The sequence below is a fragment of the Microbacterium sp. dk485 genome, assembly GCF_004570445.1.
Taxonomy (GTDB): Bacteria; Actinomycetota; Actinomycetes; order Actinomycetales; family Microbacteriaceae; genus Microbacterium; species Microbacterium wangchenii.
In genome coordinates this window covers 1,187,189-1,207,853 of record NZ_SPQW01000002.1, presented here as the reverse complement: position 1 = coordinate 1,207,853, position 20,665 = coordinate 1,187,189, and the positions used below count along the sequence as shown (strand labels likewise).

Here is a 20,665-nt window from a genome sequence, read left to right as displayed (position 1 = left end):
ACCCGCCACGCCCATCCCGCATCACGCGCGACCATGACGACACGACACCTCTACATCGCACGTCACGGCGCAGCCGACCCGTTCGGAACACTCACCGAGACCGGCCGTCGGCAGGCGGAACTGCTGGGGAAACGGCTCGCCGCACTGCCCATCACCGCGATCTGGCACTCACCGTTGCCCCGCGCCGCCGCCACTGCCCTCGAGCTCGTCCGGCACCTTACAGACGCACCCGTAGCCGAAGCTGCCGAGCTCATCGACAACATCCCCTACGTCCCGCCCGCCGAGACGATGCCCGCGAGCTGGGCGGGTTTCTTCGACGGTTATGCCGAGGCCGACGCAGCCGCGGGCCGCCGGACAGCGGATGCGCTCACGGAACGCTTCGCGACGGCGGGGCCCGCGGGAAACGGTGTGACGGAGCGGCATGAAGTGCTCATCACGCACGACTACCCGATCGCATGGCTTGTGCGCCACGCGCTGGAGGCCCCTCCCGCGCGTTGGCTGGACCTCACCAGCGCGAATGCCGGGCTGACCGTGCTCACCTACCGTGCGGGAGCCGCTCCGACGATGATGATGTTCAACGACATGAGTCACCTTCCCGTGGACCTGCGGTGGACGGGCTTTCGACCGGGCCTCCGCCCGTGAGAATGGATCCGTGACGGCATCGACCCGGGTCTTCCGCGCGCCTCTGCGGTCGCGGCGGCCCGACGTGGACGGGGGAGCGGCCGTGGAACGCGCCCTCACGCACGGCCTGTGCGGGATCGGCGGCGTCCTGGCATCCCCGCCCGCCTCGCTCGTGGCGGCCGCCGAGCAGGTGGCGGCCCGCTACGACGAGCGGATGGCGCGCCGGCTGGAGCGGTTCGCGGCGGCACCCGAGGGTGCGTTCGTGTGGACGCGGGATGCCGAAGGGCTCTTCTGGCTGGGCCGCCTGGGCGGCGGGTGGCGCTACGACGGGAGCGCCGATGCGGCAGGCGTCGACCTCGTACACGTCCGCCCCTGCACGTGGCTGGATGCGCCGATCCCCGACGGTGACGTGCCGCCGGGCGTGCACCGGACCTTCGCGCGGGGCGGGCGCAACTGGCAGGAGATCCACGATGGCGCGGTGGGTGCGCTCACGTCGGGGCTGTGGAACGAGTCGCAGCGAACGGCATCCGCCGGGTCGGACGACGCCGGATAGGACGACGCCGCGGCGGCGGGCTACTCGTCGATGATGGCGGCCAGCCCGGCGATGATGCGGCCCAGGCCGAACTCCCAGGCGGCGGCCGGGCTGTACGGGCCGCCCATGCGCTCGCCCGCCGCTGCACCCACGCGGCGCGCGAGTGGGTAGTCCCGCCCGACGTACTCGCCGAGCTTCACGGTCGCGTCCGACCAGACCGCGTCGAACCCCGTGGCCACGAGCCGGGCGGATGCGTTGGCCCGGACGAAATCGAGGACGAAGGTGAGGGCGGCATCGCGCTCCACGCCGTCGATCCCGGTGTCGTCGAACGCGTGCAGCTCGTGATCGTACTTGGCGATGGTGCCCGGTCCCAGGGCCGAGCGCGGGTCGTGGACCTCGAGAAGCCAGGGGTGGGCGGTCAGGAGCGCGAGGTTGGAGTCGGCGACCGCGCGCACGCGCGCGCGCCAGTCTGTGCCCCGGTACGGCGGCAGCGACATCGTCGCGTGCGCGCTGTCGGTCATGAGGACCAGTAGGTCGTCGCGCGAATTCACGTGGGTGTACACCGACATCGTCGACATCCCGAGCGACTGCGCCAGCGCCCGCACGGTCAGTGCGTCCAGCCCTTCGGTGTCCGCCAGCGCGATCGCCCCGCCGACCACGGCGGTCGTCGATCGCTTCGCGCGGGGGCCGCGGCTCCCGCCGTCGGGGGCGTTCGGGTGCCCGCGCCACAGCAGGTCGATCAGCGTCTTCGGCACGTTCCCCATTGTGTCGCACCCCCTTTATCCGTACAGTGTACGCGGTAACTCGGAAGGGAGTGTCCATGCACATCAACCAATCAGCGATCTCTCTCAACGTGCCTGACGTGGAGGCGTCGGCGGACTTCGCCCGGAGCAACTTCGGATTCCAGGACCAGATGTCCTCCGAGGGCTTCGTGTCGCTGGGGCACCCCACAGCGGGGGTCAACCTCATCTTCCTGGCCACCGGCCTGGCAACGTTCCGGCCGGCCGAGGTGGCCGGAGCGGCGGGTCAGGGCCTTCTTCTGGTGTTCGTCGTCGACGGTCTGGACGCGGAGTTCGCGCGCATCCAGGCCTCCGGCGCGCGTGTCGTGACGGCGCCGGAGACGGAGCCGTGGGGCGAGCGATTCTGCCAGTTCGCCGACCCCAACGGTCTGATCTGGCAACTGGTGGAGTGGGTCGAGGGCACATCGCCGGCAACGTCCTGACCCCCTGAGCCGGCCGGCTCACCGCTGTCGCCTGTCTACAGCGGTGGGCCGGGTCGCGCGCCAGATCTCCGCCCACTGCACAGGCCGCACGTCGCGGGGGAGCGCCGAGGGGGCCACACCCGCACGCGCCAGCGCATCCGCCACCGCGGCGGCCGAGGAACCCGGCGCGGCGCGGGCGACCAGGCGCGCCAGCGTGCCGCCGCGTCCGGTGAACACCCGGCGGACGAACGCGGCGTACGACCCGCGCTCGGCGAGGGGCACGAGCGGAGTGGCGCGCCGCTGGATGCGCAGCAGGCCAGCGTCCACGCCCGGGCGGGGCGAGAACGCGTGGGAGGGGATGCGCCCCTCCAGTGAGAACGAGAACCAGGGGTCGGTCTGAGCGGTCATCATCGTGCGACCGCCCACCCCGGCCCGCTTGCGGGCGACCTCCCACTGCAGCACGAGGACGGCGTGCGTCCACGTCCCGGAGTGCAGGAGGCGGCGCAGCAGCGGCGTGGTGAGGTGGAACGGGACGTTGCTGACCACGGTGGGCCGATCCAGCGGCACGGCGAGCCCGTCCGCGGCGACGACGTCGATGTGGGGGGCGCGTCTGCGCAGCGCCTGAGCGCGCACGGGGTCGATCTCGATCGCGCGCAGAGGGCGGGCCAGGCGGGACAGCGGGAGAGTCAGGGCGCCGTCGCCGGCTCCGATCTCGAGGATGGGGCCGGGCGTCGAGCGCACGAGATCGATCGCGCGTGCGATGGCGCGGGGGTCGCGGAGGAAGTTCTGGCCGAGCTCGGCACGGCCGCCGTACGGAGAGTGCATGGGCATGCGAAAAGATCCAGTCGTACTCGGGTGCGGAGCACGCGGACGACGCGGCGTGAGTCGCCCCTAGAGAGGGGCGGAGGGTCACGCTCGCGGGTCCGGGTGCAGGGTCCGGAGCGGAGCGACCGGCTGTTCAGTCAGCGGGGCGCGCCGTCAGGCGCTGCGCAGCCGCGTCAGGGCGAGGCGGCCGAACGCCCCGTGCTTCGTGTATGCCATGCAGGCGAGAGTAGCGGAGTGGCGAGCGCGAGCGGGACCCCCAGTTTCGTGTCAGGCGAGCCCAACTGCCTCATCCAGCCCCGCGATGGTGCGCAGTCGTTCGGCGCCGGCCAGTACCTCCAGGGCGGTGATGCGCCCGTGGTGGATGCCGAAGATCATCACCGACACGACGCGGCCGCGCACCACCGCCGCCACGGCGGGACGTCCGTTGACGAGGATGCGCGTGGAGCGAGCCGCGAGCGCTGCCGACAGCGCCGCACGCCCCGCGATGTCGCGGGCGCCGCGGATCGTCTCGCTGTGCGTGCCGTAGTCGGCCCGCAGCACGGCGCCTTCATCCAGCAGCTCCAGCAGCGTCGCGAACTCGCCCTCCCGCGCCGCGCGCAGCCACGCCGCGACCAGCCGGTCGTCCGCGCGCGACGCCGTGCGCGACGGCGCCGCGCCGCGCACACGGGCACGCGCGCGCGAAGCGAGTTTCCGGGACCCCGCTTCGCTGCGGTCGAGGATGGCGGCCACTTCGGGGAAGGAGAGGCCGAAGACGTCATGCAGGACGAACGCGAGCCGCTCGGCAGGTCCGAGGGTCTCGAGCACCACGAGCAGGGCGACGCCGACGCGGTCGGCGGCGGCTGCGTCCTCCTCCGGGGTGGGCGCAGCATCCGCGTGCGAGCGCCATCGCTCGGCGCTCAGCGGTGCCTCATGTCGCCGGCGGGCGGAGCGGAGCACGTCGAGACTCAGCCGGGACACGACCGTCGTCATCCATGCGGCGAGGTTGTCGATTCCCGCGGGATCGGTGCGCTGCAAGCGCAGCCATGCCTCCTGGACGACGTCCTCGGCCTCAGCGGCGTCGCCCAGGAGGTTGACGGCGATGGCGACCAGGCGCGGGCGCTGCGACTCGTGCCATCGGGCCAGCATCCGGGGGTCGGTCATGTCGCCGCTCGCTCTCTTCCGTCAGGGCTATGACGGGATGGGCGCCCCACGTGTGACGACCGGGATGTGGCGCACCGGGAAGTTCACCGAGCGGGCGATGAAGCAGTAGTCGCCCACCTGGCCGTGCAATCGTTCGGCGAGGTCCAGGTCGCTGTCGGGAGCGATGAGGACCCGCGGACGGAGCACGACCTCGGAGAACCTGCCGGCGCCCGTGGCGTCCTCCGTCATCGTGCCGGTCGCGTCGTCGCGGTACTCCGTCACGACGATCCCCGCCGTTCCGGCGAGGTGGAGGTACCACAGCATGTGGCACTGCGAGAGGGAGGCGACGAGGAGCTGTTCGGGGTTCCAGCGGCTGGGATCCCCGCGGAAGGCCGGATCCGAGGAGCCGGGGATGGGCGGGGCCATGGGATGGGCGACGACGTGATCGCGGGAGTAGTCCCGGTAGCCGGATGTCCCGGTGCCCCGGTTGCCGGTCCACTCCAGCGACAGGGAGTAGGTGTGCGCGCGGCTCATGAGTCCTCCTTCGACAGGACCTCTCGCGTCCGACGGACATGGTCGGCGGCCAGGCGGGCCGCAGCCGCCGCGTCGCCGCCGGTGAGGGCATCCAGCATCCCGCGGTGTTCCCGGTCGACGCTGTCGGCCCGGCGGGCCTCGTCCAAACCGGCGCGGGTGGCGATGGCGATGAGGTTCCAGTACCCCTCGAGCGTGCGCTGCACGAGCGCGTTCTCGCACAGCGCCGTTGCGGCGAGGTGGAACTCCCGGTTGGCCGACACGGCTGACGCGAGTTCGCCCGCGCGCGTGCGTTCGTCCGCCTCCGCGGCGAGCGTACGCAGGCGGGCCAGGCGCGCCGGGGGGACCAGCCCGGCGGCGACGCGTTCGGCCGCGCGGCCCACCGCCCATGACTCCAGCGCCTCTCGGGCCTCCAGAACCAGGACCAGCGCCGCGACGTCCAACGACGCGACGCGCACGCCCCGGCCGCGCGCGTGCACGAGGCCGTCCCCTTCCAAGCGGGCCAGCGCCTCGCGGACCGGAGTGCGGGACACATGCAGCCGCTCCGACAGTTCGGCCTCCGATACGCGCACGCCCGGATGGATGGCGCCGGAGAGGACGAGGTCCTTCAATGCTTCGTACACCTTAGCCATGCGGCGAGTATTGCATGCACAACACGACATCGCATACAACAAGCGCGGTGCGCCGACGCGGCGGTCACACCGCGGCACGCTGCACCGTCAACGCATCGGGCGACATCCCGCCCGGAGACGGAGACCACCATGCCCGCGATGCTCGTGACCGGAGGAACCGGGAACCTCGGACGCCATGTCGTGCCACTGCTGTGCGCGGAGGGCGCGACCGTCCGTGTCCTCAGCCGCACGGCGCACTCCGGCGCGGACGGCATCGCCGTCCTGCACGGTGACACCGTCGCCGGGACCGGGCTGGACGCCGCGATGGATGGCGCCGACGTGGTGCTGCACCTGGCCGGCGGGCGCAAGGGCGACGATGTCGCGGCGCGCAACGTGGCCGCCGCGGCCGGCCGCGCCGGTGTCGCGCACCTCGTCCTGATCTCCGTCATCGGGGCCGACGCGATGCCGATCGGCTACTTCCGCGCCAAGGCGGCGGCGGAGGAGGAGTTCCGCGCGTGCGGGGTTCCGTACAGCATCCTGCGCGCGGCGCAGTTCCACGACTTCATCCTCACCACGATCGGGGCGATGGCCCGGCTCCCGGTCGTCCCCGCGCCGCGGGGCCTGCGCTTCGAGCCGGTCGAGGTCGCCGAGGTGGCCGCGAGACTCACGCGCATCGCGCTGGGCGCGCCGGCAGGCCGGGTCCCCGACCTCGCCGGGCCGGCCGTGCTGGACGTGCCGGAGATCGTGGGCCCGCTGCTGCGGATCAGACGGCGACGACGGCCGACGGTGCGCGTGCCCCTGGGCGGGGCGATCGGTGCCGCCTACCGCGAAGGACGCAACCTCGCCGGGCCCGGAGCGGCACGGGGAGCGGTCACGTGGCCGGAATACCTGATGACGCGCGCCGGCGCTTCTGCGAGGGTGTGAGGCATGGCCGCACGCGACGACTCGCAGAACGATCACCTGCTGTGCTGCCTCCTGTGGGCCCGTGAGGGGCGGCTCCAGGATCTGCACGACTACGAGGACGCCGTCCTGGCGTTTCTCCCCGATCACGGTGCGGAGGTGTCACTGCGCGTCTTCGGCGACGGCACGGAGACCGACCCCGTCGAGGTGCAGCTGCTGCGCTTCCCCGATCCCCGTGCGGTCGAGGTCTTCGTCGCCGATCCGCGGCGCGGCGCCCTCAGCGGTGAACGCGAGCGAGCGGTCGCGCGCACGGTCACCTTTCCCGTGACCGTGCCCGCCGCACGCGGCGCGGGTGTGGCAGGGTCGTAGTCGGCCGGCACACCGCCGGGCACGAGAGGATCCCCCATGCAGCAGCGCGAACTCGCCCGCACCGGCCGCTCGGTCTCGGTCATCGGATTGGGCACGTGGCAGCTCGGGGGCGACTGGGGCGATGTCGGCGAGGATGACGCGACGGCCGTGCTGGCCGCATCCGCAGACCGCGGGGTGACCCTCTTCGACACCGCCGACGTCTACGGCGACGGGCGCAGCGAGACCATCATCGGCCGCTTCCTCGCCTCGCGGCCGGGAGCGGGCATCACGGTGGCGACCAAGATGGGCCGGCGCATGGCGCAGGAGCCGGGCAACTACACGCCGGAGAACTTCCGGGCCTGGACGGAGCGCTCCCGGCGCAACCTCGGTGTCGACACGCTCGACCTCGTGCAGCTGCACTGCCCACCCTCGGCCGTCATCGAGGCGGACGAGACCTACGACGCGCTGGACGCGCTCGTGGCCGACGGGGCGATCGCCGCGTACGGCGTCTCGGTGGAGACGTGCGCCCAGGCGCTCGCCGCCATCGCCCGCCCGCATGTGACGAACGTGCAGATCATCGTCAACCCGTTCCGGCTCAAGCCCCTCGACGAGGTGCTTCCCGCCGCGCGCGCCGCCGGGGTCGCCGTGTTCGCCCGGGTGCCGCTGGCCTCCGGCCTGCTCTCCGGCCGCTACACCGCCGCCACGACGTTCGCCGCGAACGACCACCGCTCCTTCAACCGTCACGGCGAGGCGTTCGATCGGGGCGAGACGTTCTCGGGCGTGGACTTCGAGACCGGGGTCGCCGCGGCAGCCGAGCTGGCCGCAGCCCTGCCGGCGGGTGTGCCGCTGCCGGCGGCGACGCTGGCATGGATCGCCGCGCAGCCGGGCATCACGAGCGTCATCCCCGGCGCCCGCAACCCCGCACAGGCCGAGGCGAACGCGGATGCCGCGGCGCTCCTGGACAGCGGCGACCTGGCCGGCTTCGATGCCGCCGTGCACCGCGTCTACGATGAGCGGCTGCGCGCGCACATCCACCCCCTGTGGTGACACCCTGCTGACATGGGCTTCACGCGCGCCGAACTGGAGTCGTACCGCGACGCGACGATCCCCGATCTGATGCCCGCCCGGCCCCGGCTCGTGTTCGTCGGCATCAATCCGGGGCTGTGGACGGCGGCCACGGGGACACCGTTCGCCCACCCCGGCAACCGCTTCTACCCGGCGCTCGTGGCAGCGGGAATCCTGCCGAGGCTCCCCGCGTTCTCGGGTCCGCTGAACGAGGCCGACCGCACGATCATCCTGGAGGCGGGCATCGGCATCACGAACCTCGTCCGCCGTGCCACCGCGCGCGCGGACGAGCTCACGCGACCCGAGCTGCGCGCAGGGGCGGAGCGGGTGGCGGCGGATGCGGCGCGCTGGCGCCCCCGCGTCGTGGCGGTCGTGGGGATCACGGCGTACCGGCAGGGCTTCGACCGTCCCCGTGCGAAGGCGGGGCGGCAGGAGCAGCGCATCGGCGGGGCGGAGACCTGGGTCGTGCCCAACCCGAGCGGTCTCAACGCGCACGACACCGTCGCCACGCTCGCCGAGGCGTACGCGGCGCCGGCGCGAGCGGCGGGCGTGCTGCCCTGATCCGCCTCAGCGCACCTCGATCGCGCCGGTGCGGATGCCCCACAGCACCGCCTGCAGGCGATCGCGGGCGCCGGTCTTCTGCAGGATCTGGGCGAGGTGGTATTTCACGGTGGTCGGTTCGACGTACAGGCGCGCGGCGATCTCGTTGTTGGACAGCCCCTCGGCCAGCAGCGCGAGCACGTCGTGCTCACGTTCGGTGAGGGCGACGGGGAGGGCGGTCTGCGGCTGGGGGGCGCGGCGCCGCGCGGTGAACTCCCGCAGGATGCGGCGGGTCAGCCGCTGATCGAGGGTGCCCTCGCCGGCGGCCACCGACCGGATGGCGGCGACCAGTGTGGCCTCATCGGCCCCCTTGAGCAGGAAGCCCGCCGCCCCCGCCTCCAGCGCCGCGAACACGTCGTCGTCGATGTCGAAGGTCGTGAGGACCAGCACCTCGGTATCGAGGTCGGCGTCGGCGGAGATGGCGCGGGTCGCGGCGATGCCGTCGGTGCCGGGCATCCGGATGTCCATGCAGACCACATCGGGGCGCAGAGAACGGGTCAGCGCGATCGCCTCGGCGCCGTCGGCGGCCTCGCCGACCACGTCGAGGTCGGCTTCGGCGCCGAGGATGACCGACAGTCCGGCGCGGACGATGGTCTGGTCATCGGCGATGAGCACCCGGATCATGCGCGTTCCTCCTCCACGTCGCCCCCGAGGGGGACGACCAGCTCATTGCGCCAGCCGCCGTCCGGCGTGGGGCCGGTGGTGAGCCGGGCCCCGATGAGGTCGGCGCGTTCACGCATCCCGGCGAGGCCGTAGCCGTCGGTCCGGCGGGGCGCGGGCGCCGGAGCCGGCGGGCGGTCGTTGCTCACGGCAGCCCGCAGCATCCGGGTGGCGGACTCGATGCGCACGACGGATGCGGCGCCGGGGGCGTGGTGCGCGACGTTGGCGAGCGACTCCTGCACCATGCGGTAGACGGTGGCGTCGGCCAGCGGAGACAGCGGCGGGAGGGTGTCGTCCATCTCGAGCTGGACACGGCGACCGGCCGTGCGGGCCTGCGCCACGAGGTCCGGCACGCGCGCCAGCGACGGCGTCGCGACCGGTGCGTGGGACCCGTCGGCGTCCGTGCCCTCGTCGCGCAGAAGCCCCACGGTGCGGCGCAGGTCGGCCAGTGCCGTGCGTGCCTCCTCCTGCACCGTGCCGAGCAGGTCGCGTGTGCGTGCGGGGTCGGTGGCGGCGAGGGCGGAGGCGGCCTGGGCGGTGACGATGATGCCGGAGAGGTGATGGCCGGCGATGTCGTGCAGTTCGCGGGCGAGGGCGGTGCGCTCGGCGCGGAGGGCGCGCTCGGTCTCCTCGCGCCGGCCCCGTTCGACCAGTGCCGCGCGCTCGCGCTCCGCCACGGTCAGGCGCGCGCGGTTGCGGACGTACTCGGCGGCGCCGACGGGCAGCGCGTACAGGAGGAGAACCCGTGCCGTCGCGGCGACCGCGATCAAGAGCACCGGCAGGCCGGCGACCGCCATCGCGGTCGCACTGACCACGATCGTCGCGACGGCCGCGCCGGCGAGAGTCGCGGCGGCGCCCGGCGAATCCCGCCGCCACACGGCGTAGACGGCGATCAGCACGGCCAGGGAGCCGATGCCCAGCTGGCCTCCGCTGGTGGCGAGGATCAGCAGATCCAGCGCCACGACGACACCCAGCACCGTCCGCGGCGCACGCTCGCGCCACAGCAGTGCGGCGGCCTGCAGCACCACCAGGGCGGCATGGGCCAGGGGAGGGAGCGGCGAGAGCACCGGTTCGTCGACGCCGGTGAGGTCGATGCCCACGTACCCCAGCGCGACGGCGGCCGTGAGCACCGGCGCGACGGCCGCGCGCATCCGGGATGCCGGGGTGGCCGGAGCGACGGACATGGAGGAAGTCAACCACGCCGGCTGCCGACGCGGATCCGCGCCGGCAGCCGGGTCGTGGTGGTCCGAGGTCACGAGTCGCACAGCGTCTCGTCGAGGGCGTCCATCACGATCTCGTACTTCGGCAGCAGGACCGCCTCGTCGGCGGGATCGGCGATCGCCCACGGCAGTGCGGTCACCGCGATCGTCACCGCGGTGCCGTCGGGTGCCACGGCGTTGCGCGTCTGGGTGCCGGGGATGTCGCCGCCGTGACCCCACATGACCCCGCACTCGAGGGAGTAGGTCTGCAGCCCGAGTCCGTAGCCGAGGTCGGGGTGGAAGGGATCGTCGGCGGGAACGGTGTCCTGCATGAGCGCCACGCTCTCCTCGCTCACCAGCTCGCCGCCCAGCAGCGCCTGCATGAAGCGGTTCATCTCCGTGGGCGTGGACACCACCGCGCCGGCGGCCCATCCGAAGGCGGGATCCATGTCGGTGATCTCCCGCAGCTCGCCGGGGAAGTCGGCGTGGTAGCCCTCCACGTGCGCCCCGCGCAGTTCGCGCTCGCCGGGCACGGGCAGGTAGGTGTGATCGAGCTCCAGCGGCTGCACGATCCGCTCGTCGATCTGCTCCCACAGCGGGCGCTGTGAGACGCGTTCGACCAGGAGGCCCAGCACGATGTAGTTGGTGTTGCTGTACTCCCAGCGGTCACCCGGCGCGAACGTCGCGGGCTGGGCCAGGGCGATGTCCAGCAGGTCGCGCCCGGAGATGTACACGTCCTGCATGCCGAACGGGTCCGTGGCGACGACCTCGGACGACTCCGGCAGGCCCGAGGTCTGACGCAGCAGATCGCGGACGGTGATCGCGGCGCCGTCGATCCCGTCGCCGGTGACGACGCCGGGCAGGTAGGTCTCGATCGGTTCGTCGAGGGAGACGGCGCCTTCCTCGATCAGCTGCATGACCACGGTGGCGACGAACATCTTCGTGTTACTGCCCACGCGCACTTCCGCGTCCTCAGGGGTCTCGCGGTCGGAGCTGAGGTCGCCGTCGCCGACGGACACGTCGATACTCGTGCCGTCCGGGCGCGTGACCGAGGCCAGGGCGGCGGGGTAACCGGCGTCCACGAGCGACTGCAGGCGTTCCTCCAGCGCGCTCTCGGCAGGGTCGGCCGCGGTCGTGCGGGCGGCGGCGCCGAAGGCCAGCGCACCGGCGACGAGCACGGCCGCCGTCGTCGCCGCCAGCGCGATGCGCCCCCGCGGGGCGCGACGCCGATCGGGGGTCGAGGTGGGGGTGGGGGTGGGGGTCTGTGCATCCATGACTCCAGCCTGCGCACCGCGGATGCCGCGCACCCCGGCCGCACGATCAGTCCGCCCTGTCCGGAGGGATAGGCCCCGCGGGGCGGATCAGTGACCCAGGCCCAGCCCTCACGGCGAGAACCCCACGCCCGAGCGCTAGCGGGAGTCGTCCATGATGGGGAGCATGATGTCTCCCGTGCGGCTGCGACGGTGGGCCGCCTCGGCCGCGCTCGCGGTCATCGTGGTGGCCGGGCTCGCCGTCCACGGCCTCGCGCCCGACACGGCGGCCACCGACATCGCGGGTGACGCGCTGTACGCCGCGGCGGTGTATGCCGCCGGCGTGCTGCTGCTTCCGCGCCGGCGGGTCGGCGTGGCGCTCGCCGCCGCGGCGTGGTGCGTCGCCGTGGAGGTGTTCCAGCTGACGGGCCTGCCCCTGACGTGGGGTGCCGCCTTCCCGCCCGTTCTGCTCGTGCTGGGAACCGTCTTCGACCCGCGCGATCTGGTCGTCTACGTCTGCGCCGTCGCCGCGGCGGCCGCTGTCGACGTTCTGGTGACGCGGCGGGCGCGGCCGGACGGCTCGGGCGGCTTGCCCCGTGGCACCGCACAGCGGAGCATGGGACGGTGACCGACTCCCGACCCGCGCCCCGCTCGCGCGGTGCCCGCGCCATCGCGATGGCGGTCGCAGCCGTGCTGGTGGCCGCCGGCGCGGTGACCGTGTGGGTCGCATCCAGCCGGCCCGCCGCACCGCCCGCGGCCTCACCGGCGGCCACCAGCCCGGCCGCGGTGCCGAGCGCGACGCCCACGCCGAGCCCGAGCGGGCATCCCGCCGACACCACGGCGTATCCGCTCGACCAGCTTCCCCAGGTCGACGTGTACGCCGTGATCCCCGCGCTCCCGGTGGACGCCGACCCGGCCGGGGCGTTCACGGGCGATCTCGCCCGCGCCAGCGCCGAACGCATCCCCGTCTTCGCCGTCCCCGGGCAGGCGCCGGTGGCGACCCTGCCCCGCGACCACGTCTACGACGGCACGACGGTGCCCGTGATCGAGCGCCAGGAGCACTGGCTGCACGTGCTGCTCACCGGCCGCGCCGCGCTGCCGTCGGCGGGGAATCCGGGGCAGGTGACCGGGTGGGTGCGCGCGCAGGACATGGAGCTGTCGGCGTGGGAGCAGAGCGTCGAGGTGGACCTTTCCGCACGCACGATCGACGTCGTCGGCCGCGACGGCGCCCGCGAGCGCGTCGCCGACGACTACGCGTGGGGCGCGGAGGGCACTCCGACCCCGCGCGGTCGCTCCTTCGTCATGATGGTGCGCTCGGAGCCGTCGCTGACGTACACGCGCGGTCATCCGCTGGTCTACCTCTCGGTCCAGTCGCCCACCCTCGACGGCTTCGGCGGCGCGCCGGTGGCCGTCACGGCCTTCCACTACCACGACGCCCGCTCCGGCGGCATCTCCAACGGCTGCCTGCGGCTCGGCCCCGAGGCGATCGCGCGGCTCGGGCAGCTGCCGGTGGGCACCCCCGTCGTCATCCGGTGACCGGGACGGTCGCGGCGTGCGGCGCGGCTTCCACCGCACCCCGCGAGCGGCGCGAGTAGCGTGGCCCCCGTGTCCGTCTTCCCGCGCATCGCCGTCGTCATCCCGTGCCGCAACGACGCGCCCTACCTCGAGGAGTGTCTGCAGGCCCTGGCGGCGCAGACGCGCCGGCCCGACGAGGTGATCGTCGTGGACAACGTCAGCACCGACGACTCCGCCGACGTCGCCCGCCGGCACGGCGCGCGCGTGATCACAGAACCGCTGGTGGGGATCTGGCCGGCGGCGGCGCGGGGATACGACGAGGCGCGCGGGTTCGACCTCATCGCCCGCCTGGACGCGGACTCCCGTCCGCACCGGGATTGGGTGGCCCGCATCGCGCAGGCCTTCGCCGCCGACCCCGACCTCGGCGTGCTCACCGGCGGCTCGGAGTTCTACGGCGCCACACCCCTCGTGCGCTATCTCGGCGACCACTGGTACATCGGCGGCGGCACGTTCTGGGTCAAGCAGTGGCTGGGCGTCCCGCTGGTGTTCGGATCGAACTTCGCCATGCGCTCGCGCGTGTGGGAGCGCGTGCGCGATCAGGTCGAGCGGACCAACCCGATCATCCACGACGACCTCGACCTCACCATCCACCTGCGCCCGAGCGACGGCGTCCGTTACGACCCCGACCTGCGGATGCCGGTGTCGGCACGCCCGTTCGCCCGCCCGTCGGCGCTGCTGCGACGGGTGTGGCGGGTCGTCCCGACGTTCGCCGCGAGCTGGCCGGAAGGCTCGCCGTGGCATCGTGCGCACGAGGCGCAGAGCGCCCGGCCCCTGCGCGCGGGCGACATCACGTGGCCTCGCGACGACGCGCCCGCTCCCGGGAACCGGCGGTGACGATGCACCTGCGCTTCGAGACCCGCGTCTACCGGTGGCAGGCGCGCCAGGACACGGCGTGGTTCTTCGCCGACGTGCCGGAGGAGCTGAGCGCGGAGGTGCGCGAAGTCATGCAGCCGTTCGCGCGCGGCTTCGGCGCCGTGCGCGTGGCGGCGACGGTGGGGGAGACGACGTGGCGCACCTCGATCTTCCCCGGCTCGTCGGGCACCTACGCGCTGCCGCTCAAGCGCGCGGTGCGTGAAGGAGAGGGGCTCGTGGAAGGCGGCCCCGTCACGGTGGACCTGGACATCCTGGACGGCTGAGATGACCGTCGCGCTCGGTGCCGCCGTGGCGTGCGCGCTCCTCGCGTACGCCCTGTTCGCGGTGCAGTCCGTCGTCCTGGCCGTCATCGACGCGCGCACGCACCGCCTGCCCGATCGGTACGTGCTGCCCGGCTACCCGATCGCCGCCGTGCTGCTGACGGTGTCGGCGATCGCCCAGGGCGCGCCGGAGCGACTCCTGCCGGCGGTCGGGGGAGCCCTCGCCCTGTTCGCGTTCTACCTGGCGCTGCGGATGCTGCGCCCCGCCGCGATGGGCGGCGGCGACGTCAAGCTCGCCGGCGTCATCGGTGCGTACCTGGGGTTCCTCGGCTGGGAGAGCGTGCTCGTGGGTGCGCTCGCGGGGTTCCTCCTCGCCGGGTTCTACGCCGTGGCGCTGCTGCTGACCCGCCGCGCCCGGGCGCGCACGGCGATCCCGTTCGGCCCGTGGATGCTGGGCGGGGCCTGGTTCGCGATCCTCGCCGCCGCCGTGCCCGCCTTCACCGGCGACTGACCCCGCGCGCGATGAGCGTCAAGCCCCGGGGCGCGGCTCACGGCCGCGGCTAGATTGGCGACATGTCGAGTACGGTCGTGTCCCGCCTCACCGCCTGGGCGCTGGCCCGCCGTCCCGTGCGCGCCTTCCTGCTGTACAGCCGCCACCGCGGGCCGATGCTGGCCGATTCGGTCACCTACCGCACCCTGTTCGCCCTCTTCGCCGGCGTGCTGCTCGGTTTCTCCGTCGCGGCGCTGTGGCTCGCCGGCAACCGGGAGGCATGGAACGCCCTCGTCGGTGCCCTGGATGCGGCCGTCCCGGGCCTGGTCGGAGTCATCGACCTGGATGCGGTCCGGGCCCCGACGGGGCTGACCGTGGCCGGGATCGTCTCGGCGATCGGTCTCGTCGGTGCCGCGATCGGCGCCGTCGGGTCGCTGCGCTCGGCGCTGCGGTCGATCGCCGGCGTCGCCGTCGACGACGTCCTGTTCATCTGGGTGATCCTGCGGAACCTCCTCCTGGCGATCGGCATCGGACTCGGCCTGGCCGCCGCCGCGGCGGCGACCTTCCTGGCCACGGCGGGCCTGTCGGTCCTGACCGGCTGGCTCGGCATCCCCGAGGGCGAGCCGGCGCTGGGATTCGTGGCCTGGCTGGTCTCCGCGCTCGTCGTCTTCGTCCTGGACACCCTCGTCGTCGGAGTGTCCTTCCGCCTGCTCTCCGGGATCCGGGCGCGTCCACGAACCCTGTGGCTCGGCGCGATGCTCGGCGGATTCGGTCTCACGGTCCTGCAGCAGCTGTCCGGCCTGTTCGTCGGGGGCGCCGCCGCCAACCCGCTGCTGACCACCTTCGCCTCCTTCATCGCGCTGCTGCTGTGGCTGAACCTCTCCAGCCAGGTGATCCTCATCGCCGCCGCGTACATCGTCATGGGCGTGGAGGAGGACGAAGACCGCGTGAGCGCCCGCTTCGGTGCCGCCACCTTCGCCCAGTTCCGCGTCCGTCGTGCGGAGAAGGAGGTCCAGGCGGTCTCGGCCGAGCTGGCCGCGGCCCGCGAGGCGGAGGAGGAGGAGCGCGCGAATGCGTGAGAACGCCCTCGGCTCCGCCTACAGCGCCGCCGCCGTGCGTGCCGCCGAGGCTCCGCTGCTGGCCGCGGGCGAGCCCCTCATGCGCCAGGCGGCGACCGCCCTGGCCGGCGTCGTGCGCGAGCGCCTCGCGCAGACCCCCGGCGGGCTCCTCGTGCTCGCCGGCGGCGGGGACAACGGCGGCGACGCGCTGTATGCGGCTGCCGAGCTCGCCGGACCGCGACAGCGCGTCGACATCGTCCTGACCTCCGACCGGGCCCACCGCGATGCCCTCGCCGCGGCGCTGTCGGCGGGCGCCGTGCTCCGCGGCGCGGGTGAGCTGCGCGAGGGTGCGGGGGACTACGCCGTAATCCTCGACGGCATCCTCGGCATCGGGGTCTCCGCCGATCCGCGCCTGCGTGGCGTGGCCCGCGCGGTCGTGGAATCCCTCCTGCCCGTGGTGCGCGGGGATGGGGCCGTCGTCATCGCCGTCGACCTGCCCAGCGGTCTGCATCCCGACGACGGCGGAGCCGATGACGTCGTGCTGCCGGCGACCACGACGGTGACCTTCGGTGCCGTGAAAGCCGGTCTCGTCCGCGGACGCGGCCCCGAGCTCTCCGGCGAGGTGCTTCTGGTGGATCTCGGGCTCGGCCCCGCCCTCGCGCGCGCCCGGCCCGAGGTGACCGGCCCCATCCCGGTCGTCTCGGTCGCCCGGCGTCAGCGCGCGTAGCGGGCGACGAAGGCCCGCAGGATCCGCGCCGGCTCGCTCACGCGCACCCGCCGCACGGCGGCGAGGGTGACATCCAGTTCGTCGGGGGCGAAGTAGCCGTGCGCGGCGTACGCGTGGATGCGCGTCGTGATCCCGTCCACATCCAGCTCGGGGTGGAACTGGGTCGCGTACACGTTGTGGCCGACGCGGAACATCTGCACCGGGCACGACGGTGAGGACGCCAGCAGCACGGCGGGCGCCGGGAGGTCGCTGATGGCCTCCTTGTGCCCCACGAAGGCGTCGAAGGTGCGCGGCATCCCCGCCAGCAGCGGATCGAGGAGACCGGCGTCGGTGAGGGTCACCGGCACGATGCTGATCGGCTCGGAGTACCGCCGGTCGATCCTCGCCCCCAGATGCGTGCCGATCGTTCCCACGCCGTAGCACGCCCCCAGGAACGGCACGTCCCGCGCGACGACCTCGGCGAGCAGATCGGCGAACTCCGCCTCCACGCGCCGCTGCACCGCCGACTTGCCCTCGTCGGGGTCGGAGGCGTTGAACGGGCTGCCGCCCACGAAGATGCCCGACACCGCGTCCAGGTCCATGTCGGGCATCGGCCCGGCCTCCAGCCGCACGCGACGCAGCTGCTCGGGGCGCAGCCCGCTGGCGCGCAGGAAGAGCGCGTACTCCTCGTCGGCGGGGCCGTCCTCCGCGCGCGTGGCGAGGAGGACGAAAGGTCGTGCGGTCATGACGCGAAGGCGACCAGGCCGAACTCCACCGCCGAGACCAGGTGCGGATGCTGCGGCACGACGCGCACGGTGTAGCCGAAGGGACCGGTGACATCCAGGTCCAGCATCGTCTCGAACACCGTCGCACCCTCATGCGCGCCGGTCGGGTCCAGCGCGCGCACGCTCCGTTCGCCGGTGAGGTCGCCGTCGGCGTCGGCGCGCCCGGACACCAGCTGCACGGCCACGTCGGCGGGGTCGAGGCCGCCGAGCTCCACCTCCGCCCGTACGATCAGCCGCTCGCCCGCCCGCGCCTGCTGGGCGAGCCCCGAGGCGTCCACGCTGCGCACGCGCACGCCGACCCACGCTGCCCGAACCCGTGCGATGTAGGCGGCCAGCTCGATCGCGGCGGCGTGGCCGTCGGCGGCGAGGGCGTGCGCGTGGACGGCGGCGGGCGTGTAGAGGGCACCGACGTACTCCCGCACCATCCGGTCGCTCGTGGCCTTGGCGCCCAGATCCGTCATGGTGTGGCGCACGCGCTCGAGCCAGCCCACCGGGATCCCGCCGTCGCGGTCGTAGAACGCCGGCACCAGCTGATGCTCGATGAGGTCGTACAGTGCGGCGGCTTCGAGGTCATCGCGCTCGGAGTCGCTCGTGGCCGTGTCGGCGGTGGGGATCGCCCAGCCGTTGCGTCCGTCGAACCACTCGTCCCACCATCCGTCGAGCACCGACAGATTGAGGGCTCCGTTCAGGGCCGCCTTCATGCCCGAGGTCCCGCACGCCTCGAGGGGACGCAGCGGGTTGTTCAGCCACACGTCGCACCCCGGGTACAGCGTCTTGGCGAGGGTGATGTCGTAGTCGGGCAGGAAGACGATGCGGTCGCGGACTCTGGGGTCGCGGCTGAACCGCACGAGCTGCTGGATGAGCAGCTTGCCGGAGTCATCGGCCGGATGCGACTTGCCTCCGATGACGATCTGCACGGGGCGCTCGGGGTCGGTCAGCAGCCGCGTGAGGCGTTCGGGGTCGCGCAGCATGAGCGTCAGGCGCTTGTACGTGGGCACGCGGCGGGCGAAGCCGATCGTCAGGACGTCGGGGTCGAGCACGTTCCCCGCCCACGCGCCCGCGGTCGATCCGGCGGCGGCGAGGCGGCCGCGCGCCTCGGCGATGAGCTCCTGCTTCATCGCGGTGCGCACCGCCCACAGCTCGCCGTCGCCGACGACGTCGCGGTCGCGCCAGTCGTGCTCGGTCGTGAGGGCGTCGCCGAAGGCCCGTTCGCTGAGTGCCTTGAGAGCGGGATGCACCCACGTCGGCGCGTGCACGCCGTTGGTGATCGATCCGATCGGGACCTCGTCGGTGTCCACTCCCGGCCACAGCGTCCCGAACATCGCCCGGCTGACGGTGCCGTGCAGACGCGAGACGCCGTTGGCGTGCTGCCCGAGGTGAAGACCCAGCACGGCCATGTTGAACACGCCGGCGTCCCCTCCCGGATAGTCCTCGGCACCGAGGGCCAGGGCGCGATCGGCGTCCAGGCCGGCGAGGAGGTCCGTCGCGAGGTATTCGGCGACGAGGTCGCGGGAGAACCGGTCGATCCCGGCGGGCACCGGCGTGTGCGTGGTGAACACCGTCGAGGCGCGCACCTGCGCGAGGGCGGCGTCGAACCCGAGGCCTTCGCCCGTGATGAGCTCCGCCATCCGCTCCAGGCCCTGGAAGCCGGCGTGCCCCTCGTTGGTGTGGTACACGTCGGGCTCTTCCCGGCCGGTGATGCGGCACCACGCCCGCACGGCCCGCACACCGCCGATGCCCAGGAGCAGCTCCTGCAGCAGGCGGTGCTCGCCGCCGCCGCCGTAGAGGCGGTCGGTGACGTGGCGGAGGTCCTCCGGGTTGGCGGGGGTCTCCGAATCCAGCAGCAGGAGGGGGACGCGGCCGATGTCGGCCACCCACACGCGCGCCGACAGCGTGCGCCCGCCGGTGACGGCGAGGGTGATCTCCACGGGAGTGTCGTCGTCCTCGCGCAGGAGCGTCAGGCCGAGCCCGTACGGGTCGAGCACGGGATAGCTCTCGCGCTGCCATCCGTCATCGGCGATGGACTGACGGAAATAGCCCGCCCGGTAGAACAGCCCGACGCCGGTGAGTGGGACGCCCAGGTCGGAGGCGCTCTTGAGGTGGTCGCCGGCGAGGATGCCGAGGCCGCCGGAGTACTGCGGCAGCGAGCCGTCGACGCCGAACTCGGGGGAGAAGTACGCGATGTGGGCGGGCTTGGGGCCCGGCAGCGACTGGAACCAGCGGTCGCCGGTGAGGTAGGCCCGCAGGCGCTCGTCCTCCTCGTCCACCCGCGCGACGAACTGCTCGTCGCGGCCCAGTTCGTCCAGCCGTGCCTGGCCGAGGGCTCCCAGCATCCGCGAGGGGTTCTCGCCCACCTGCGCCCACAGGCCGGGGTCCATCGACGCGAACAGGGCGTGCGTCGCGCGGCTCCACGACCAGCGCCAGTTGGACGCCAGCCGGTCCAGCGGCGCGAGGCGCTCGGAGAGGACGGGTCGGACGGTGAACGTGCGCAGGGCCTTCATCCGAGTGAGTCTAGGCTCTCGCCCTCCCCGGCTCCGCGGCTCCTGCCCGGGACTACGCTGTGGGCATGGCTATCGCACGACTGACCGGAGGGCCGCTGGACGGCCAGGTGCTTCCCCTCGACGACGACACCGACGACACCATGATCGTCGGCTACGGCGAGGGCCAGCTGGTCTACCGCCGTGAGGGCGGTTTCACGCACACGGGGGAGGACGACGGCCCCACCGAGGCGACGTTCCGTTTCGTGGAGGGCACCGAGGACATCAACCCCAATGAGGACGGGCGCCTGGAGTGACGGCGGACGCCGAACCGCGCCGCTCGATCGAGGTCGAGCGCAAGTACGACGCGGACGACGGCACCCAGCTGCCGGACTGGTCGGCGCTGCCGGGCATCGCGCACGCGGACGAGGCGGAGGTCCGCGAACTCGACGCGCGCTATCTCGACACCGCCGACGGCGCGCTCGCGCGGGCGCGCGTGGCCGTACGCCGCCGCTCCGGCGGCCCGGACGCCGGGTGGCACGTGAAGGTGTCGGCGCCCGACGGCCGGCACGAGTGGCAGTGGCCCCTCGACGAGGATGCGGAGGATCCGGTGGTCCCCGCGGCCGTCGCCGCCGCGATCGCGCAGTGGGCCGAGCCGCCGTTCACCCCGCTCGCCCGCGTGCGCAACACCCGCACGGCGTACGCACTGCGCGACACCGCCGGCGCCCTCGTCGCGGAGTTCGTCGATGACCGCGTGCGCGCCCGCGACGAGCGCAGCGGCCGCGAATCGGAGTGGCGCGAATGGGAGGTCGAGCTCGGCCCCGCCGCGCCGGCCGATCCGGCCTGGCAGGCGGCGTTCTTCGCCGCGGTGGATGCCGCGGTGGCCGCCGTGGGCGCCCGCCCCGCCGCATCCGACTCCAAGCTCGCCCGCACCCTCGCCCGCTGACCCGCGCGCACGGCCGGCGGAGAAACACTGCGG

The 20,665-nt window shown here is 73.4% G+C and carries 26 protein-coding genes; 16 read left to right on the top strand and 10 right to left on the bottom strand.

Features of this window, described 5'->3' with window-relative positions:
- Window positions 1–33 precede the first annotated feature (33 nt).
- Complete coding sequence (locus E4V99_RS16745) at window positions 34–642, top strand: histidine phosphatase family protein (protein WP_135117907.1); 609 nt, start codon at window positions 34–36, stop codon at window positions 640–642.
- A gap of 10 nt (window positions 643–652) precedes the next feature.
- Window positions 653–1,174 (top strand): GAF domain-containing protein, encoded by a 522-nt coding sequence (locus tag E4V99_RS16740; protein ID WP_135117906.1) that lies wholly within the window; start codon window positions 653–655, stop codon window positions 1,172–1,174.
- A gap of 20 nt (window positions 1,175–1,194) precedes the next feature.
- Here E4V99_RS16740 and E4V99_RS16735 read toward each other — a convergent pair whose 3' ends face one another.
- Window positions 1,195–1,908 (bottom strand): TetR/AcrR family transcriptional regulator C-terminal domain-containing protein, encoded by a 714-nt coding sequence (locus E4V99_RS16735; RefSeq protein ID WP_135117905.1) that lies wholly within the window; start codon window positions 1,906–1,908, stop codon window positions 1,195–1,197.
- 65 nt (window positions 1,909–1,973) lie between these two features.
- Here E4V99_RS16735 and E4V99_RS16730 point away from each other — a divergent pair, with 65 nt between their 5' ends.
- Window positions 1,974–2,375 carry a VOC family protein gene (locus E4V99_RS16730; RefSeq protein WP_135117904.1) on the top strand — a complete coding sequence of 134 codons (402 nt, stop codon included), beginning with the start codon at window positions 1,974–1,976 and terminating at the stop codon, window positions 2,373–2,375.
- An 18-nt stretch (window positions 2,376–2,393) separates the two neighbouring features.
- Here the strand turns inward: E4V99_RS16730 and erm are convergent, their stop codons facing one another.
- The 4 genes from erm to E4V99_RS16710 form a co-directional block, all read right to left on the bottom strand.
- Window positions 2,394–3,185, bottom strand: a complete 792-nt coding sequence (gene erm / locus E4V99_RS16725; RefSeq protein ID WP_135117903.1) for a 23S ribosomal RNA methyltransferase Erm — start codon at window positions 3,183–3,185, stop codon at window positions 2,394–2,396.
- Between the two features lie 261 nt (window positions 3,186–3,446).
- A complete protein-coding gene (locus tag E4V99_RS16720) occupies window positions 3,447–4,319 on the bottom strand; it encodes a sigma-70 family RNA polymerase sigma factor (protein ID WP_135117902.1) in 873 nt (290 codons plus the stop codon).
- 27 nt (window positions 4,320–4,346) lie between these two features.
- Window positions 4,347–4,832, bottom strand: coding sequence for an OsmC family protein (locus E4V99_RS16715; RefSeq protein ID WP_135117901.1), 486 nt, complete (start codon window positions 4,830–4,832; stop codon window positions 4,347–4,349).
- Window positions 4,829–5,461 (bottom strand): GntR family transcriptional regulator, encoded by a 633-nt coding sequence (locus E4V99_RS16710; protein ID WP_167758142.1) that lies wholly within the window; start codon window positions 5,459–5,461, stop codon window positions 4,829–4,831. The genes E4V99_RS16715 and E4V99_RS16710 overlap by 4 nt, the downstream gene beginning before the upstream one ends.
- 129 nt (window positions 5,462–5,590) lie before the next feature.
- On the opposite strand from E4V99_RS16710, the gene E4V99_RS16705 reads away from it, so the two are divergent.
- The 4 genes from E4V99_RS16705 to E4V99_RS16690 are packed head-to-tail and all read left to right on the top strand — an operon-like array spanning window position 5,591 to window position 8,314.
- On the top strand, window positions 5,591–6,364 hold the full coding sequence (locus E4V99_RS16705) for an NAD(P)H-binding protein (protein ID WP_135117899.1): 774 nt from the start codon (window positions 5,591–5,593) through the stop codon (window positions 6,362–6,364).
- 3 nt (window positions 6,365–6,367) lie between these two features.
- Complete coding sequence (locus E4V99_RS16700; RefSeq protein WP_135117898.1) at window positions 6,368–6,709, top strand: hypothetical protein; 342 nt, start codon at window positions 6,368–6,370, stop codon at window positions 6,707–6,709.
- Between the two features lie 36 nt (window positions 6,710–6,745).
- Window positions 6,746–7,735: an aldo/keto reductase gene (locus E4V99_RS16695; RefSeq protein ID WP_135117897.1), complete on the top strand. Its 990-nt coding sequence runs from the start codon at window positions 6,746–6,748 to the stop codon at window positions 7,733–7,735.
- A gap of 12 nt (window positions 7,736–7,747) precedes the next feature.
- Window positions 7,748–8,314, top strand: coding sequence for a mismatch-specific DNA-glycosylase (locus tag E4V99_RS16690; protein WP_135117896.1), 567 nt, complete (start codon window positions 7,748–7,750; stop codon window positions 8,312–8,314).
- Window positions 8,315–8,320: 6 nt separating this feature from the next.
- Here the strand turns inward: E4V99_RS16690 and E4V99_RS16685 are convergent, their stop codons facing one another.
- The 3 genes from E4V99_RS16685 to E4V99_RS16675 all read right to left on the bottom strand — a co-directional run bounded on the left by E4V99_RS16685 (window position 8,321) and on the right by E4V99_RS16675 (window position 11,486).
- Window positions 8,321–8,977 carry a response regulator transcription factor gene (locus E4V99_RS16685; RefSeq protein WP_135117895.1) on the bottom strand — a complete coding sequence of 219 codons (657 nt, stop codon included), beginning with the start codon at window positions 8,975–8,977 and terminating at the stop codon, window positions 8,321–8,323.
- Window positions 8,974–10,197, bottom strand: coding sequence for a histidine kinase (locus E4V99_RS16680; RefSeq protein ID WP_135117894.1), 1,224 nt, complete (start codon window positions 10,195–10,197; stop codon window positions 8,974–8,976). The genes E4V99_RS16685 and E4V99_RS16680 overlap by 4 nt, the downstream gene beginning before the upstream one ends.
- A gap of 68 nt (window positions 10,198–10,265) precedes the next feature.
- Window positions 10,266–11,486, bottom strand: coding sequence for a serine hydrolase domain-containing protein (locus E4V99_RS16675; protein WP_135117893.1), 1,221 nt, complete (start codon window positions 11,484–11,486; stop codon window positions 10,266–10,268).
- Window positions 11,487–11,649: 163 nt separating this feature from the next.
- Between E4V99_RS16675 and E4V99_RS16670 the strand changes: the two genes are divergently transcribed.
- The 7 genes from E4V99_RS16670 (at window position 11,650) to E4V99_RS16640 (ending at window position 16,445) form a co-directional block, all read left to right on the top strand.
- Window positions 11,650–12,090, top strand: a complete 441-nt coding sequence (locus tag E4V99_RS16670; RefSeq protein WP_245233224.1) for a DUF2809 domain-containing protein — start codon at window positions 11,650–11,652, stop codon at window positions 12,088–12,090.
- Window positions 12,087–12,998 carry a L,D-transpeptidase gene (locus E4V99_RS16665; protein WP_245233223.1) on the top strand — a complete coding sequence of 304 codons (912 nt, stop codon included), beginning with the start codon at window positions 12,087–12,089 and terminating at the stop codon, window positions 12,996–12,998. Before E4V99_RS16670 ends, E4V99_RS16665 begins: the two co-directional genes overlap by 4 nt.
- Window positions 12,999–13,067: 69 nt before the next feature.
- Complete coding sequence (locus E4V99_RS16660) at window positions 13,068–13,871, top strand: glycosyltransferase family 2 protein (protein ID WP_135117892.1); 804 nt, start codon at window positions 13,068–13,070, stop codon at window positions 13,869–13,871.
- 2 nt (window positions 13,872–13,873) lie between these two features.
- Window positions 13,874–14,173, top strand: a complete 300-nt coding sequence (locus E4V99_RS16655) for a DUF1905 domain-containing protein (RefSeq protein ID WP_135117999.1) — start codon at window positions 13,874–13,876, stop codon at window positions 14,171–14,173.
- Between the two features lies 1 nt (window position 14,174).
- Window positions 14,175–14,681: an A24 family peptidase gene (locus E4V99_RS16650; protein WP_135117891.1), complete on the top strand. Its 507-nt coding sequence runs from the start codon at window positions 14,175–14,177 to the stop codon at window positions 14,679–14,681.
- Window positions 14,682–14,743: 62 nt separating this feature from the next.
- Window positions 14,744–15,739 (top strand): YihY/virulence factor BrkB family protein, encoded by a 996-nt coding sequence (locus E4V99_RS16645; protein WP_209305645.1) that lies wholly within the window; start codon window positions 14,744–14,746, stop codon window positions 15,737–15,739.
- On the top strand, window positions 15,732–16,445 hold the full coding sequence (locus E4V99_RS16640) for an NAD(P)H-hydrate epimerase (protein WP_135117889.1): 714 nt from the start codon (window positions 15,732–15,734) through the stop codon (window positions 16,443–16,445). Before E4V99_RS16645 ends, E4V99_RS16640 begins: the two co-directional genes overlap by 8 nt.
- On the opposite strand, the gene E4V99_RS16635 is transcribed toward E4V99_RS16640, so the two are convergent.
- Both E4V99_RS16635 and glgP read right to left on the bottom strand, forming a co-directional pair.
- A complete protein-coding gene (locus tag E4V99_RS16635; protein ID WP_135117888.1) occupies window positions 16,433–17,170 on the bottom strand; it encodes a glutamine amidotransferase in 738 nt (245 codons plus the stop codon). The genes E4V99_RS16640 and E4V99_RS16635 overlap by 13 nt on opposite strands.
- The gene (gene glgP, locus E4V99_RS16630; RefSeq protein WP_135117887.1) at window positions 17,167–19,710 is read right to left on the bottom strand and encodes an alpha-glucan family phosphorylase; all 2,544 of its coding nucleotides are present in this window, start codon (window positions 19,708–19,710) and stop codon (window positions 17,167–17,169) included. Before glgP ends, E4V99_RS16635 begins: the two co-directional genes overlap by 4 nt.
- Before the next feature lie 65 nt (window positions 19,711–19,775).
- Between glgP and E4V99_RS16625 the strand changes: the two genes are divergently transcribed.
- Together E4V99_RS16625 and E4V99_RS16620 are read left to right on the top strand one after the other, a co-directional pair.
- The gene (locus tag E4V99_RS16625; RefSeq protein WP_135065304.1) at window positions 19,776–20,003 is read left to right on the top strand and encodes a response regulator; all 228 of its coding nucleotides are present in this window, start codon (window positions 19,776–19,778) and stop codon (window positions 20,001–20,003) included.
- Window positions 20,000–20,632 carry a CYTH domain-containing protein gene (locus tag E4V99_RS16620; RefSeq protein ID WP_135117886.1) on the top strand — a complete coding sequence of 211 codons (633 nt, stop codon included), beginning with the start codon at window positions 20,000–20,002 and terminating at the stop codon, window positions 20,630–20,632. The genes E4V99_RS16625 and E4V99_RS16620 overlap by 4 nt, the downstream gene beginning before the upstream one ends.
- The last annotated feature ends 33 nt before the right edge of the window (window positions 20,633–20,665 follow it).

Excerpts from the sequence above, each read along its gene's own strand:
- E4V99_RS16745 (WP_135117907.1), top strand. The coding sequence starts at position 34 with ATGACGACACGACACCTCTACATCGCACGTCACGGCGCAGCCGACCCG.
- E4V99_RS16730 (WP_135117904.1), top strand. The coding sequence starts at position 1,974 with ATGCACATCAACCAATCAGCGATCTCTCTCAACGTGCCTGACGTGGAG.
- erm (WP_135117903.1), bottom strand. The coding sequence starts at position 3,185 with ATGCCCATGCACTCTCCGTACGGCGGCCGTGCCGAGCTCGGCCAGAAC.
- E4V99_RS16720 (WP_135117902.1), bottom strand. The coding sequence starts at position 4,319 with ATGACCGACCCCCGGATGCTGGCCCGATGGCACGAGTCGCAGCGCCCG.
- E4V99_RS16715 (WP_135117901.1), bottom strand. The coding sequence starts at position 4,832 with ATGAGCCGCGCGCACACCTACTCCCTGTCGCTGGAGTGGACCGGCAAC.
- E4V99_RS16710 (WP_167758142.1), bottom strand. The coding sequence starts at position 5,461 with ATGGCTAAGGTGTACGAAGCATTGAAGGACCTCGTCCTCTCCGGCGCC.
- E4V99_RS16705 (WP_135117899.1), top strand. The coding sequence starts at position 5,591 with ATGCCCGCGATGCTCGTGACCGGAGGAACCGGGAACCTCGGACGCCAT.
- E4V99_RS16700 (WP_135117898.1), top strand. The coding sequence starts at position 6,368 with ATGGCCGCACGCGACGACTCGCAGAACGATCACCTGCTGTGCTGCCTC.
- E4V99_RS16695 (WP_135117897.1), top strand. The coding sequence starts at position 6,746 with ATGCAGCAGCGCGAACTCGCCCGCACCGGCCGCTCGGTCTCGGTCATC.
- E4V99_RS16690 (WP_135117896.1), top strand. The coding sequence starts at position 7,748 with ATGGGCTTCACGCGCGCCGAACTGGAGTCGTACCGCGACGCGACGATC.
- E4V99_RS16685 (WP_135117895.1), bottom strand. The coding sequence starts at position 8,977 with ATGATCCGGGTGCTCATCGCCGATGACCAGACCATCGTCCGCGCCGGA.
- E4V99_RS16680 (WP_135117894.1), bottom strand. The coding sequence starts at position 10,197 with ATGTCCGTCGCTCCGGCCACCCCGGCATCCCGGATGCGCGCGGCCGTC.
- E4V99_RS16675 (WP_135117893.1), bottom strand. The coding sequence starts at position 11,486 with ATGGATGCACAGACCCCCACCCCCACCCCCACCTCGACCCCCGATCGG.
- E4V99_RS16670 (WP_245233224.1), top strand. The coding sequence starts at position 11,650 with ATGATGTCTCCCGTGCGGCTGCGACGGTGGGCCGCCTCGGCCGCGCTC.
- E4V99_RS16655 (WP_135117999.1), top strand. The coding sequence starts at position 13,874 with ATGCACCTGCGCTTCGAGACCCGCGTCTACCGGTGGCAGGCGCGCCAG.
- E4V99_RS16650 (WP_135117891.1), top strand. The coding sequence starts at position 14,175 with ATGACCGTCGCGCTCGGTGCCGCCGTGGCGTGCGCGCTCCTCGCGTAC.
- E4V99_RS16645 (WP_209305645.1), top strand. The coding sequence starts at position 14,744 with ATGTCGAGTACGGTCGTGTCCCGCCTCACCGCCTGGGCGCTGGCCCGC.
- E4V99_RS16640 (WP_135117889.1), top strand. The coding sequence starts at position 15,732 with ATGCGTGAGAACGCCCTCGGCTCCGCCTACAGCGCCGCCGCCGTGCGT.
- E4V99_RS16635 (WP_135117888.1), bottom strand. The coding sequence starts at position 17,170 with ATGACCGCACGACCTTTCGTCCTCCTCGCCACGCGCGCGGAGGACGGC.
- glgP (WP_135117887.1), bottom strand. The coding sequence starts at position 19,710 with ATGAAGGCCCTGCGCACGTTCACCGTCCGACCCGTCCTCTCCGAGCGC.
- E4V99_RS16625 (WP_135065304.1), top strand. The coding sequence starts at position 19,776 with ATGGCTATCGCACGACTGACCGGAGGGCCGCTGGACGGCCAGGTGCTT.